The organism is candidate division Zixibacteria bacterium HGW-Zixibacteria-1 (genome assembly GCA_002838945.1).
GTDB lineage: Bacteria > Zixibacteria > MSB-5A5 > GN15 > PGXB01 > PGXB01.
In genome coordinates this window covers 1-14,089 of sequence record PGXB01000030.1, presented here as the reverse complement: position 1 = coordinate 14,089, position 14,089 = coordinate 1, and the positions used below count along the sequence as shown (strand labels likewise).

The following is a 14,089-nucleotide window of genomic DNA, read 5'->3' as shown; positions in this document are numbered from 1 at the left end:
TCAGGGTCTCAGACCGGAAAGAAATTATTTATGTAAAAAGCGATGATTTTATCACCGAAGATGATGGCGATGAAGGCTGCGATGGCCAGAAACGGCCCGAATGGAATTACCCGGGAAGAGCGAAGCTTGCTGGAAAAAAGCATGATAATAATCGAGGCGATCAGCCCGATACCGGCGCTGCCGAAAAAGATCAGGATGACTTTTTGCCAACCCAGGAAAGCTCCCAGCATCGCCGCCATCTTGATATCGCCGCCGCCCATGCTGTCTTTCTTGAACAGCCAGTCACCCAGCACCGCAATCAGATACAACATGCCGCCGCCGACCACAAAACCGACCGCCGAGCTGACAATACCGATTCCGCCCGGCGCCAGCGACAAACCCAGGCCGATCACCATCGAGGGAATGCTGATGACATCAGGAATAATCTGGAAATCGTAATCGATGAAAAAAATGACAATTAAAACCGAAGTCAAATAGGCATAGATGAAAAACGGCACCGAGAGCCCGAACATTCCGAGCAGGAAAGCATAACCGGCTCCATTCATTATTTCGACCAGCGGATACCGCCATGATATTTTTTTGCGGCATTGACGGCATTTGCCGCCAAGTATGAGAAAACTCAAAATCGGAATATTATCATAAAATTTGATTTTGTTCTTGCATAAGGGGCAAATCGAGCGGCTGGCTCCGATTTTGATTTTGCGCGGAAGGCGGTAAATCAGAACATTCAAAAATGAACCAAAAATCGCCCCAATGACGAATATAAATATGATTCCGGCTTCATTTACCATATCATGATTATCGGTATTATCGCTTATTATCTGAGTTCGCCGATCAAATTCATCACGATCGCCGCAGCCGTCGGTGAGGCATTCTCGGTGCGTAATACGCGGCTTCCAAGCGTCGCCAATTGGAACCCATTTTCTTCCGCCAACTTTGCTTCATCGGGCGAAAATCCCGACTCCGGTCCGATAAACAGGCTGATCTGCTTGTCATCCTGTCTGAACAACGCCTTATCAAGGCTTTTTTTGCCGTATGTCGGATCAAAGAGAATTTTCCGGCCGTCATCTTTGACCATTGCGATCGCCTGGTCGAAATCGACGATTGTTTCGATAACCGGCAGAAATGCGCGCCGGGTCTGTTTCATCGATGCAGCTGCAACTTTTACCCAGCGGGCAAGCTTGTTATTAACCCGTTTTTCATTTTCCATTTTGACCTTCGATTTTTCGGTCAGCATCGGGATAAAGCGGGAAACGCCCAATTCGGTGCAGCGCTGAATAACTTCATCGAACTTGTATCCGGTCGATAACCCGGCCGCCACCGTCACCCGGCACATTGATTCGCCGAAGTTTCTGATGCGCGAGATAATTTTGCATCTGACCTCACCGGCCGATGATTTCTCAATGACGCAGTTGTAGGCATTGCCGACACCATCGACGGCAATTAAAGTATCTCCTTTTTTCAGGCGCATCACATTTCGGGCATGGTGCGCTTCTTCGCCCTTGAGGTACAACCATTCCTCAATAATATTATCCGGAATTGTATAATATATAACACTCATCACTTAATAGCCGTAATGGCAAGCCATTCGCCGTCATAGTTAATGTTATACTTTAACATATTATATTTTGATAACAACTCCAGAACCGACTCCTTATCCTCCGCCAATAATCCCGAAAGAACAATTGTTGCACCCGGTTTCACGGCATGATATATTCCTTCGAATAAGCCGGTTATGGTCGATTTGATTATATTCGCCGCCAGCAAATCATAAGGCGGATCGCCGGAAGCTTTCTCGATCGAGCCCAGGACAAGCTGCACTTTTTCGGTGACCTCATTCAATGCCGCATTTTCGATGGCATTCTGGACCGCAATCGGGTCGATATCAACCCCCTTGACAGGCCGTGCCCCCAATTTTGCCGCCACTATTGACAGGATACCCGAGCCGCAACCAAGATCAAAAAAGGCATCGCCCGGGCGAAAATACTTGAGAATCTCCCGGATACATAGCCGGGTTGATTCATGATTGCCGGTACCAAAAGCCATCCTCGGTTCGATAATCAAATCCAGTTCATGCTCCCTGGAAGCTTCGATCCAGGGCGGATGGATATAAAGGCGGTCGATAGCAACCGGCTTGATCGAATCCCGGTAAACTTGAATCCATTCGAGATTGGCAATTTTTCGAGTACTGATATCTGCTTCGCTGAATTTCTCATCGCCGCAGCCGTGACGGATATATTCCGCCAGCAAATTCTTAAAATCCGGGTGCTCTCCCTCGGCAATATAAAAGGTGATGCCCACCAGCCCGGCTTTTTCATTTTCATCAAGGACCAGACCGCCGGCAAAACGCTCGACGATAAAATTGCAGACCGCTTCATGTATCTGCGTTTCGACAGTCAGACCGGCCTCAATAAAATGCTCTGCTTTTTCGGGGCCGGTTTTCATATTATATCCCCAGTGATTTTCTTAATTTTTCAAAAAATGATTTATTCGATTTGGGTGGGGTAAATGATTCCGAATCATGCAGTCGCTGCAACAGCTCCCTGTCTTCCGAGGACAACTTGTCCGGGGTCCAGACCGCCACCTGCACCAGTTCATCGCCGTTCCCATGCGAGTTCAAATGGGGAACGCCTTTACCTCGCAACCGGAAGACTTTCCCCGATTGTGTCCCTGAGGGGATTTTGAGGCTATAATCTCCATCCAGCGTCGGAACCGTCAATTCTCCGCCCAGCGCCGCCATCGTGAACGAAATCGGCACCTGGCAGATTATGTTATCGCCCTGCCGGGTAAAGATATCATGCTCTTCTTCATAAAATACTACAATCAGGTCGCCGGTTTCGCCGCGATTTCGGGCGGCATTACCCTGATTCTCCATTGTCATATAATTGCCTTCAGAAACACCCGGCGGGACTTTGACCGTTACGGTCGACTCCCCCTTGACGCGCCCCTCGCCGCCGCAGGCCTGACATGGATTAGCAATCACCTCACCGGCCCCCCGACAGCGCGGACAAGTTCTCACCTGCTGAATCGTACCAAGAAAAGTCTTACTGATGGTTCGAATCTGTCCGCTCCCCCGGCAATCCGGGCAACTGTTCCTGGTGGTCCCGGGAGCCAGACCGGAACCGCCGCATTCGCCGCACTCCGCATAGCGCCGAACCTTGAGCTTCTTTTGGGCTCCGGTTGCAATTTCCTCGAGCGACAGCGCAATTTTGGCCTTCAGATCCTCGCCGCGATTTCTCATCTGGCGGTGGCCGCCGAAGATATCTTCAAACCCGCCGCCGAAACCACCGAAGTCACGCATAAAGGCCCGAAGCGCATCGCCCAGGTCGAACCCGCCAAAATCGAATCCGCCGCCAAAACCGCCACCGCCGCCGGGAAGACCGGCATGGCCATATTGATCATACATCTGTCGCTTCTGAGAATCCTTCAGGATCTCATATGCTTCGGTTGCTTCCTTGAATTTATCCTCGGCGGATTTGTCTCCGGGATTTCGATCAGGATGATATTTGAGTGCCAGCTTCCGATAGGCCGACTTTATATCAGTTTCCGAGGCGCCTTTGGGAACGCCCAGGATTTCATAATAATCACGTTTTGTCATTAAAGTATTACTTTATATTGTGCCGATTATCAGCGGCTATACAATTATTTATCCTTGTCATCATCGACCACTTCGAAATCGGCGTCAACGGCACCATCGTCTTTTGGAGATTCCTGCCCAGTCGAGTCGGCCTGCTCTTTGGCAAAATCTTCGGGCTGCGGGCCGCCGCCGGCCTGTCCCTGTTGCTGCCCGGCTGTGGCTTTATACATTTCCTCGGCCAGCTTATGTGATGCCTTGATCAATTCCTCTTTGGCCTCGTTGATCGGCTCGACCGTTGATGTGCCCAGTGCCGCCCGGAGTTTTTCCAGTTTTTCGTTGATGATCTTCTTCTCTTCTTCCGAAACCTTGTCGCCGTAATCTTTCAATGTCTTTTCGGTGGAATAAATCAACTGATCGGCTTCATTCCTGGCCTTGATAAGCTCGTCTTTTTTCTTATCTTCCTCCGCATTGGCTTCGGCATCCTTAACCATCTTTTCAATCTCCTGATCCGACAACCCGGAAGATGACTGGATTTTGATCGACTGCTCCTTACTGGTGGCCAAGTCCTTTGCCGAAACATGAACTATGCCGTTGGCGTCGATATCAAATGAAACCTCGATTTGCGGTATTCCTCTGGGCGCGGACGGTATCCCGACCAGATCGAAACGCCCCAGGGTCCGGTTATCGATCGCCATTTTTCTTTCGCCTTGCAGGACATGAATGCTTACCGCCGACTGATTATCACTGGCCGTGGAAAAGATCTGGCTCTTTTTGGTCGGAATCGTGGTATTGCGCTCGATCAGGGTTGTCATAACTCCGCCGAGCGTTTCGATGCCCAGTGACAGCGGGGTTACATCCAGCAATACGACATCTTTCATATCACCTGCCAGCACGCCCGCCTGAATCGCCGCCCCGATCGCCACTACCTCATCAGGATTGACACCCTTATTCGGCTCTTTCCCGAACAGGTCCCTGACTATCTGGTGAACTTTCGGCATGCGCGTCTGCCCGCCGACCAGAATCACCTGATCGATGTCCGATGACGATAATTTTGCATCTTCCAGGGCCTGGCGGCATGGGCCCATCGTCCTTTGCAGCAAATCATCGGTGAGCTGTTCGAGTTTCGCCCGGCTCAGAGTCAGATCAAGATGCTTGGGGCCGTTCTGGTCGGCTGTTATAAAGGGAAGATTGACATTGGTCTGCATGGTCGATGACAACTCGATCTTGGCCTTCTCCGCCGCCTCTTTGAGGCGCTGAAGGGCCATCCGATCCTGCCGTAAATCGATCCCCTGAGATTTCTTGAACTCATCGGCCATCCAGTCTATGATACGCTGGTCGAAATCATCGCCCCCCAGATGCGTATCGCCATTGGTCGAACGCACCTCGAAGACACCTTCGCCTAATTCGAGAATCGATATATCGAATGTTCCGCCGCCAAGATCATAAACGGCGATCTTTTCGTTTACATCCCTCTGAAGCCCATAGGCCAGGGCGGCCGCAGTCGGCTCATTGATAATGCGTAACACCTCCAGGCCGGCGATCCGTCCGGCATCCTTGGTGGCCTGGCGCTGAGAATCGTTGAAATAGGCCGGGACGGTAATAACCGCCTGCGTCACTTCGCCGCCAAGATAATCCTCGGCGCTCTTTTTCAGGGCCTGAAGAATCATGGCCGAAATCTGCGGCGGCGCGTATTCATCGTTGCCGATTTTGACCACGGCACTGCCGTCGGCATCTGCCTTCACTTTGTATGGCACGATCTTTTCTTCTTCGCCGACTTCATTATAATGCCGGCCCATGAACCGCTTTATGGAAAATATGGTAGATTCCGGGTTGGTAACAGCCTGTCTCTTGGCCGCCGCGCCTACCAGCCTTTCGCCGTCACGACTGAAGGCCACTATCGATGGGGTTGTCCGGCCCCCTTCCGAGTTCGGGATGACAACAGGATCCTTGCCTTCAAGAACAGCCACGCATGAGTTGGTCGTTCCTAAATCAATGCCTATGATCTTGCCCATTGCTTTACTCCTTTATTCAAATAAAACTATATACGAAATTATGGTTATTCTATTACGAATCTCCCTGCGGTTTGCCTTTACTCACTATCACTTTCGAATATCGGATTACCTTACCGTTGAGCCGGTACCCTCTGACCATTTCCTGTATCACTATCCCATCGGGATATTCATCCGATTCCATTTGCATTATGGCTTCGTGCATTGACGGATCAAAGACGCGGCCGACCGATTCAAGCGGCTCCAGGCCCTCTTTCTTTAAGATATTGAAGAGATTTTGATAGATCAATTCGGTTCCGGTCAAAAGCGACTTGAAATCGGTTGATTCCTTTCCCGCCGTCAGCGCCCGCTCGAAATTGTCGATCACTTCAAGAATATTGACAATTATATTTTCATTGGAGTTTTTTAATATTTCTTCGAACTGACGATTCGTCCGCTTTTTATAATTATCAAATTCAGCCGCCAGCCGCAGGTAGCGATCCTCAAACTGAACCGTCTTTGCCTTGAATTCTTCGATAATATCCTCGGGGGATTTTATTGTTTCCTCGCCGTTTTTTCCGCCCGCCGAGGCCGTGGTATCATTTTCACCGTCAGGCACTTCCTTTACAGTCTCATCTTCAGGCCGAATGTCATCATTTCTGTCCATCACGGATTCTCCCCTGTCAGCTTTCTTTTTCATCTTCGTTCTTCGATTCGGTCAGGGCCTCGGTCAATGACTTGGCCGTGTATTCTACTATGGAGATTAGCTTGGAATAAGGCATTCGCGTCGGTCCGATTATTCCGATCGAACCGGACAGATTGCCGGCCCGATATTTCGATGTTACCAAAGAGCAGTTCTGAATCTGATCAAGACTGCTCTCGCTGCCGATAGTGATAACGATACCCTCGCCGATTGATTTGGACTCGATCAGCCCCCTGAGAGCCTTTTTTTCTTCCAGAAACTTTACAAACTCCGACAACCTGGTGCGGTCGGCAAACTCCGGCTGGTTGATAATATTATCGGTCCCTTTGATAAATATCAGTTCGCTACTTTCCATCGACCAGATTTCGGCATCGGCATTAATAAACAGCTTGATCAGTCTCGGAGAACAACTGGTATCTTTGAGGCGCCTGTCGATACTGCTTCTAATCTGCCCCAGGCTCAATCCGGACAATCGCTCATTAAGAACCGTCTGCATTTGAATCAATTCCGACTGATCGATGCTGGATTCAAGCTCCATCAGGATCGACCTGACCAGGCCCGACTCCACCGTGACGATTACCAGGAGTTTGCCATCACCGACCGGAATCAGATCGAGGCGCGCCAGCTTGCCTTCTTCGAATTTGGGGGCAATGCTGATTCCCAGCTGGTTGGTGATTTCCCCGAGTATTTTACTGGCCTGGCTGAGAACCGATTCCAGATCCTTCGAGCCCGATTGAATCATTGATTTTATTTTGCCGGTATCTTCTTCGTTGAGCGGCTCCTGTTTCAAGAGCATGTCGACAAAAACGCGATAGCCATAGTCGGTGGGTATACGGCCGGCCGAGGTATGCGGCTGTCGAACCAGTCCCATTTCCTCGAGATCCTGCAGAGTGTTCCTGATTGTCGCCGGAGACAGGCCCATCCGGAATTTATTGGCAATCACCCTTGACCCAACCGGATCAGCCGTTTGTATATAATGGTTTATAAGGTTTTGAAGAACCTTTTTTTCTCGCTGTGACAAATTCTCAAACGACATGTTACTTCTTTACTATTCAACAAGTTAATGCCATTCTTTGGCAATCTCTACAATAGAGTGCTAAATATTGCACAAATTTATAGAGATAGTCAAGCAATAATTTACTCCTGACTATCTCCAGTATACAACAACTTTATTCGATTATTGTTCAGGCCCGCGACTTGCAGTAATAAGTTATATTTTACTTCGAGTCTTTCTTCTTCACGGTTTTAGTGCTGTCGGTTTGCTTGGGGGTCACTTTTTTTGAGCCCTCGGAACGATCGTCAATACCGTTATTGTTCTTATCCAGGAAATCGTTGTAATCCCTGCCGCCGCTTGAACCGGAAGAATTGGGCCGGTCTTTCTGCACGTCCTGCGCCTGAGAATCCTGAACATTGGTCAGTGTATCAACCTTTTTGCGCTGCTGCTTCTTATCGCTTTTCTTGTCAATGGCAAATGACATTGAAAAGAGCAGGAACATCAGGACCAGGATATAAATTGAAATTCTTCTCATATTAATTCTTCCCCTTGCACCGAATTATAATAAAAACAATCGCCCGGTCAACTCAAAAATTAGCGCCCCTTTTTGGTGGTCGTGGTGCCGGAAGAAGTCGTCTTTGAAGACGACTTCTCCGAACTGCTGCTCTTAGATGATGAACCACCGTCGGATTTATCTACAGAACCCGACTTGCTGCCCTTGGCCGACTTTTCGGATGAGGAAGGCTTGCTGGTCGAACCCGACTTTGAAGCCTTCCCGCTGCTTGATTTACGAGACTTGTAAGTCTTCGATGTATTGCTGTCGCTGCTCGATTTGCCGCTCTCAAAGCTCTTGTCCGACTTGCCGCCGCTGGTTTTCTTATCGGTTCCATAGGTCGCTTTGCCATCCGAAGTTGATTTGGTGGTCGTCTTATACCGATCGGAACTCGCGGCGCCTTTGGTGCTTCGATCCTTGGATATCGCTCCGGTATTCGTCTTGGCCGTCTTGGTGTATCTCGAAGTCACCTGCCTTTCTTCGGCAACCTTGTACTTTTCTCCGGCAACCGATTTTGCCGTGACCGGCGTGCGCGTCTTCTTTACCGTTATTTGTTTATCGTATTCGGGGTAGCCGTTCTTGGCCGGATTGAGATACCCTTTGGTCTGGACTTCTTTGAAGCGCGACTTTATTTCCGGCCGGGTGGTAATCATGGTTCTATCCAGCACGATTGATTTCCGTCTGACCACACTGATTCGGTCCTCCCAGCAGTACCCGTGTGGGTCATAAACGGTAATCCAGTGCCACCCGTAGTAAACGCGCGGCATGAACAACGGCGCTATGCCCCAGTAAACACCGTCGATATAAATCGTCGCTCCCCACGGATAATCAATGTAAACCGATCCATAGTATCCCCAGTCCCAATCCCAGTAAGGACGATGGTCAGAGTGGTAAACATGCACCGGCCGGAAATAATAGTCGTTCCACTCCTTGACCATAAATGAGGTCATATCGAATGCCCGTTTCATGTTTCGGTCGCTCTGGAAGTAGTTGGCATTGACAAAATCCATAAAATCATATGGGTCATTGTCGGCAACCAGATCGGAGCCGTTAAACCAGTCCGGAATACGGAACGGCTGCCGCGAAGCCACAATCTGAAGATATTCCACCCCTTCCGGTCCGCGAACCGTCAGATCATAATCGTCGTATTGCGACGGAATCTGATAGGTCTGGCCGCCTTCGATCCACCCATTGTCCCTCGGATCGGTCGGATAAATCAGATTGACGTTGCCGCGGGTGTCAATGTTGTAAACAGCGACAAAACAATCCTTGTCGGCCTGGAATGAGATTACGATATTGTCCCCTTCATAATACTCGTCGTTGTCGGTCCAGATTTCAGCACTCAGAAAGCGGTCATGCTTAATATATTCGCCGTAGTCGATATCGCGATCATAGACAATTATCTCCGCCCCGGCCGCCGATGCCAGCAGCATAAAGGCTGCGATCAGCATCACCTGTTTTGAGATTAGTCGTTTCATTTTAGTTACCTCACAATTCTTTATTTTATGGTTAAGTTCACTTTATAATTATACCATCAATGGTTCTCTTCAAATAATCTTCATCATGCTGCGGGCGGGCCAGTTCGGGATTGCCGATAGCGGTCTGATAGGCCCACTGGAACTCCACACTGGAAGTACCGTTGATATTTATCGCTCTTATTTTGGCAAAATGATTATTATTGGTCCAGATAATATAGGTGTGATCCGGAATCACTTCCGACCATCCCACCGCCGACCATCCGGAATCAGGAGAATAGCCGATATCATCAAAATCATAAGTGAAACCCATATCCTGGATGTCAGTGTTGATATCGCCGACGTTGATAAAGAACGTTCCCAGAAAATCGTCATACTCAAGATAAATATCGGCGGCGATACTATTATATGGTACTCTTGCCCGTGCGGAAAAATCAAAACCTGAGGTCGCCGACACCTGATTAAAATCGGTCAAAAGAGTAACCCCATCCGGCCGGGGGGTATCGAAAACGGTCTCATATGACAGAGCCGATTCGTTGCCGGCATCATCCACCGCCGAGACCGCGTAAAAATAGGTCACGCCGTTATCGACGTCGTTGTCGATATAGTATTCATCGGTCGTCGTCCCCATCAATTCATAAAGGTCGTCATCAGGACTCCACCAGACCCTGTAATAGGCCAGGTCGTCATCCTGAACCGGCAGCCAGTAAATATAAACCGCCTGATCGCCGGTTATCGAATAAACCCCCTGCGGCACCGCCGGGGCTTTGTCAACGGTGACCGGAACTTCTATATACCGAGTCGTTTCCTTTTCGCAGCCCGTCATTATGAGGGCCAGAAGCGCTATTCCTGTGATAATCAATGCTCGCATTATTTTCTCCTTTGTTTTATCCAGCAGATTAGAATACAAACCCCATGCCAAACAACGCAACCGCTTGTCAGGCAATCTATTATATTTATTTCGGAAAATTATTACAACGATTGAGGCACAAAAAATGTTCATTATGCCGGGGCAATGCACCATATTAATCAGCTTTAGAGAGATCGTACTCCTTAATTTTGGTGCGAAGCGTATTGCGATGAATTCCAAGAACTTCAGCCGTTTTCCCCAGATTCCAGTCAAGACGGGTCAAAATTTTTAGAATATGTGCCTTCTCGAGATCGGCGATTTTTTCGATATTATCCAGCGAAAATTCTTCGGTCGCCTTCAATCCCGGCAATTCCCGGATCGAGATCACGTCTCCCCGCGACAAAACTACCGCGCGTTCGACAACATTCTGCAGTTCACGGACATTTCCCGGCCAATTGTAAGCAACCAATGCTGATGCCGCCGAGGAATCAAATCCATCGATTTCCTTGCCAAGCTTTTTGGAAAAGTCCTTCAAAAATTTATCCGCCAGAAGCAAAATATCTCCCTGTCGTTCGACTAATGTCGGCAGGGATATGATGACCACACTTAAACGGTAATATAAATCATCCCGGAATTTTCTCTCTTTTATCATCTCGCCCAGGTCCTTATTGGTGGCGGCGATGAGACGAAAATCCAGACTGAGACTTTCATCACTGCCCAGTCGTTCGACTTTATGATCCTCCAGCACGCGCAGCAGTTTGGCTTGCATGGTCAGCGGCATATCCCCGATCTCATCGAGAAAAATCGTGCCGCCGTCGGCCAGTTCGAATTTGCCCGGCTTCCGCCGATCGGCCCCGGTGAAGGCACCTTTTTCGAAACCGAAAAGTTCCGACTCGAGAAGATTTTCCGGTATGGCGGCGCAGTTGACCGGGACAAAGCGGTTATCCTTTCGCGGCGACAGCGAATGAATCGCCCGCGCGGCCAGTTCCTTGCCGGTCCCAGACGGGCCGGTAATTAAGACGGTTGTGTCGCCCGGCGCCGACAAGTTTATCAATTCCAGACTTTTTTTGATCGCCGGCGACTCGCCGATCATCTCACCGCTGCCGAATGTTTCCCGAACCGTATCATTCAGGAGTTTATGTTCCACCACCAGGCGATGCTGGTCGGCCGCTTTATTCAGGTTTAAAAGCAGCTCTTCCAATTCGACCGGTTTCGTCTGATAATGAAAGGCGCCTTTTTTCATCGCTTCGACAGCCGTCTCGACCGATCCGAACGCGGTCAGCACAATTATCTGTATGAATGGATTGATGGCCCGCAGCCGTCCGATCAATTCGATCCCGCTCATGCCGGGCATTTTCATATCGACGACGGCCACCGGGGAGAAAAATGACGAGTACAGCTCAAGGGCCTCCTCGCCCGATGAGGCCTGCTCGATGGTGTACCCGTTCTTCTCAAGATACCCGGCCAGCATCTGGCGCTGTCCGGCTTCATCATCAACCAGAAGTAACTTTGTTTTTTTCATCACCTCTAAAATATCGATTGCAACATTATTTTCCAATAAAAAAACCCCTTCCCGAAAGAAGGGGTTTTTGAAATCTTAATATCTTTTCTATTTATTCTTCGCCGCCGAAGAAGACGGTAACGCCGGATCTGATCTGCAGATAACTGATATTGCCCGGCATTTTATATATCTGGCCGTGCCAGTCGGCTTCGGTGTCCTTGGACATAATATTCTGATAGCCGGCTTCCAGATAAAGCCCGCCGAATTCGGCCGTATACCAAATGATCCCGAGGTATCCCCCGAAACCAAGGGCCGGGTCGTAGGACTGCTCTCTGAGAACATTCCGGTCAACCGTTATCCAGGTCGGGAATTTGGGCCAGGTAATGCCGCCGGTCAGCTTGACATACGGCTCGAAATTCGATTCGCCGGCCAGGGCGTACTTGGCATAAACACCGGTATTATAAAGACGATAGTTCAGGCCCCAGTTGCCTTCCATGCCGAATGAATTAAAATCGAAATAAATTCCCGCACAAATATTATTGGTGAAATAGTAACCACCCGACAGGCTGACACTAAGACCGGTTTTCGCCCCCAATGAATCATTCCAGTCACTCAGGTCGCCGCTTGGTATGGCCAGGCCGCAATGAAGGCCGACTTCGAAATTACGCCATTTTCCATCATCCTGTGCATACGCGCTTAAAGCGATTACTGACAATACTATCAGGGTCAAGAGCAGTCTAAACGATTTCATTGATATTCCCTCAATATTTTATTTCAGCCCTATTGTTTCCCATACTCCTTAACTTCTTCCGACATAACCGAAAAGAAGCCAATCCACTAAAACAAGTTTTGAATTAAGCAATAATATGACGTTTTGTCAACAGGTTTTGTAAAATTAAACTTGTCCGATCGCAACAATTTTGTTCAGCCTCTTCGGGCGGCTTCAAACAATGAAAAATATCACCGACAATACAAATATCACCCACATGGCCGCTTTGATCTCCCGCACCTTCCCCGCCACCAGCTTGAGAATCGTAAACGAGATGAATCCGAAGGCCAGTCCCACGCTGATACTGTAGCTGAGCGCAATCATCACCACTATTATAAAACTGGGAAAAGCCTCATCCATTCGCGAGAAATCTATTTTCGCCACTTCGCGCATCATGTACAAACCGACCATGATCAGCGCCGGCCGGTCGCATAGCCGGGGACGATTCCGATCACCGGAATAAAAATGACACTGAGCAGAAACAGCACGCCTGTCACAATCGAGGTTTTACCGGTCCGCCCGCCCTGCTCGATCCCGGCGCCCGATTCGATATAGGCGGTCACCGGCGAGGTTCCCAGAACCGATCCCATCACGGTCGCCGCGGCATCGATTCCCAGAAGCTGATCGATTTTCTTAATATGACCTTTTTCGTCGACAATGCCCGCCTTGTGGGCGCAGGCCACGACCGTCCCGATACTGTCGAACATATCGATAAACATAAGCGCGAAAATCGAACCGATCAGGCTGCCCTTGAGCGCCCCGATAATATCCAGCTTGAACAGGGTCGGCGTGATGTCGATCTCCAGAGTTGCCCATCTTGAGGGCAGCTCCGTATAGCCCAAAATAAGCGCCAGAATCGTGGCCAGGAATATGCCCAGAAGCAGCGATCCGCGCACATTGAGATATTCCAGGACAATCATGGTCAGCAAGCCGGCCAGCCCGATCAGCACGGTCGGGCTCATCTCCCCTGCCGAAACCAGGGTGGCGGGATTATCGACTACCAATCCGACCTTGGTCAGCCCCATGAAGGTGATAAAGAGCCCGATGCCGACCGAGATGGCGTAAATCAGCGAACGCGGGATGGCTTCGACCAGCCGCTGCCGGAGGCCGGTCAAAGTCAGCAGGAAGAAGAGAACACCGGCCAGAAAGACAATTCCGAGTGCGGTCGGCCAGGCCACTTTTTGGCCCAGCACAATCGAGTAGGCGAAATAGGCATTGAGCCCCATTCCCGGCGCCATGGCAATCGGCGTGTTGGAAATCAGCCCGGTCGCAATACTGGCGATGCCAGCCGCAAGACAGGTTACGGCGATCAGCGCTTCTTTGTTCATCCCGGTCACCGACAAAATATCCGGATTGACAAACATAATATAGGCCATGGTCAGGAAAGTGGTGGCGCCGGCGAGCACTTCGGTTTTGATATTGCCGATGTTTCTTGCGCCCCCGCCGTTCTTAAGATTTATGGCATTGATATTCATATCATCGACAATCCTGTTATGTTTGCTGTTTGAGTTATAATAAATAAGTCATTTGATTCCATTTGCCAACAGGAAATTGCGTTGACAGAACACGGTTAATTCAATTGGCAGGAGTCCGGAGACTCCTTCCCTTGTATCTTATTCTCAAAGGAATTGATATATTAAAGCGGACCGGGATGAAACTGTTCCTTCCCTCAGGTTTTT

The 14,089-nt window shown here is 49.5% G+C and carries 12 protein-coding genes and 1 pseudogene; all 13 read right to left on the bottom strand.

The genetic code is table 11. The annotated features are described in order from the left end of the window. Window positions 1-8: 8 nt before the first annotated feature. The 13 genes and pseudogenes from CVT49_11275 to CVT49_11215 all read right to left on the bottom strand — a co-directional run bounded on the left by CVT49_11275 (window position 9) and on the right by CVT49_11215 (window position 13,885). Complete coding sequence (locus CVT49_11275) at window positions 9-791, bottom strand: prepilin peptidase (GenBank protein PKK82885.1); 783 nt, start codon at window positions 789-791, stop codon at window positions 9-11. A 26-nt stretch (window positions 792-817) separates the two neighbouring features. Beyond that, window positions 818-1,561, bottom strand: coding sequence for a hypothetical protein (locus tag CVT49_11270; GenBank protein ID PKK82884.1), 744 nt, complete (start codon window positions 1,559-1,561; stop codon window positions 818-820). Next, window positions 1,561-2,445: a hypothetical protein gene (locus CVT49_11265; protein PKK82883.1), complete on the bottom strand. Its 885-nt coding sequence runs from the start codon at window positions 2,443-2,445 to the stop codon at window positions 1,561-1,563. The genes CVT49_11270 and CVT49_11265 overlap by 1 nt, the downstream gene beginning before the upstream one ends. 1 nt (window position 2,446) lies before the next feature. Then, a complete protein-coding gene (gene dnaJ / locus CVT49_11260) occupies window positions 2,447-3,598 on the bottom strand; it encodes a molecular chaperone DnaJ (GenBank protein ID PKK82882.1) in 1,152 nt (383 codons plus the stop codon). Between the two features lie 44 nt (window positions 3,599-3,642). Then, on the bottom strand, window positions 3,643-5,589 hold the full coding sequence (locus tag CVT49_11255; GenBank protein PKK82881.1) for a molecular chaperone DnaK: 1,947 nt from the start codon (window positions 5,587-5,589) through the stop codon (window positions 3,643-3,645). Between the two features lie 52 nt (window positions 5,590-5,641). Continuing rightward, a complete protein-coding gene (grpE, locus tag CVT49_11250) occupies window positions 5,642-6,265 on the bottom strand; it encodes a nucleotide exchange factor GrpE (GenBank protein ID PKK82880.1) in 624 nt (207 codons plus the stop codon). Then, window positions 6,249-7,304, bottom strand: coding sequence for a heat-inducible transcription repressor HrcA (hrcA, locus tag CVT49_11245; protein PKK82879.1), 1,056 nt, complete (start codon window positions 7,302-7,304; stop codon window positions 6,249-6,251). Before hrcA ends, grpE begins: the two co-directional genes overlap by 17 nt. Window positions 7,305-7,485: 181 nt before the next feature. Continuing rightward, on the bottom strand, window positions 7,486-7,797 hold the full coding sequence (locus CVT49_11240) for a hypothetical protein (protein ID PKK82878.1): 312 nt from the start codon (window positions 7,795-7,797) through the stop codon (window positions 7,486-7,488). A 59-nt stretch (window positions 7,798-7,856) separates the two neighbouring features. Continuing rightward, window positions 7,857-9,293, bottom strand: a complete 1,437-nt coding sequence (locus CVT49_11235) for a hypothetical protein (GenBank protein PKK82877.1) — start codon at window positions 9,291-9,293, stop codon at window positions 7,857-7,859. 37 nt (window positions 9,294-9,330) lie between these two features. Continuing rightward, complete coding sequence (locus CVT49_11230; protein ID PKK82876.1) at window positions 9,331-10,212, bottom strand: hypothetical protein; 882 nt, start codon at window positions 10,210-10,212, stop codon at window positions 9,331-9,333. 103 nt (window positions 10,213-10,315) lie between these two features. Then, the gene (locus tag CVT49_11225) at window positions 10,316-11,698 is read right to left on the bottom strand and encodes a hypothetical protein (protein PKK82875.1); all 1,383 of its coding nucleotides are present in this window, start codon (window positions 11,696-11,698) and stop codon (window positions 10,316-10,318) included. Window positions 11,699-11,753: 55 nt separating this feature from the next. Then, the gene (locus CVT49_11220; GenBank protein ID PKK82874.1) at window positions 11,754-12,392 is read right to left on the bottom strand and encodes a hypothetical protein; all 639 of its coding nucleotides are present in this window, start codon (window positions 12,390-12,392) and stop codon (window positions 11,754-11,756) included. A 192-nt stretch (window positions 12,393-12,584) separates the two neighbouring features. After that, window positions 12,585-13,885 (bottom strand): annotated as a pseudogene (locus CVT49_11215) (guanine permease). Window positions 13,886-14,089: the final 204 nt, after the last annotated feature.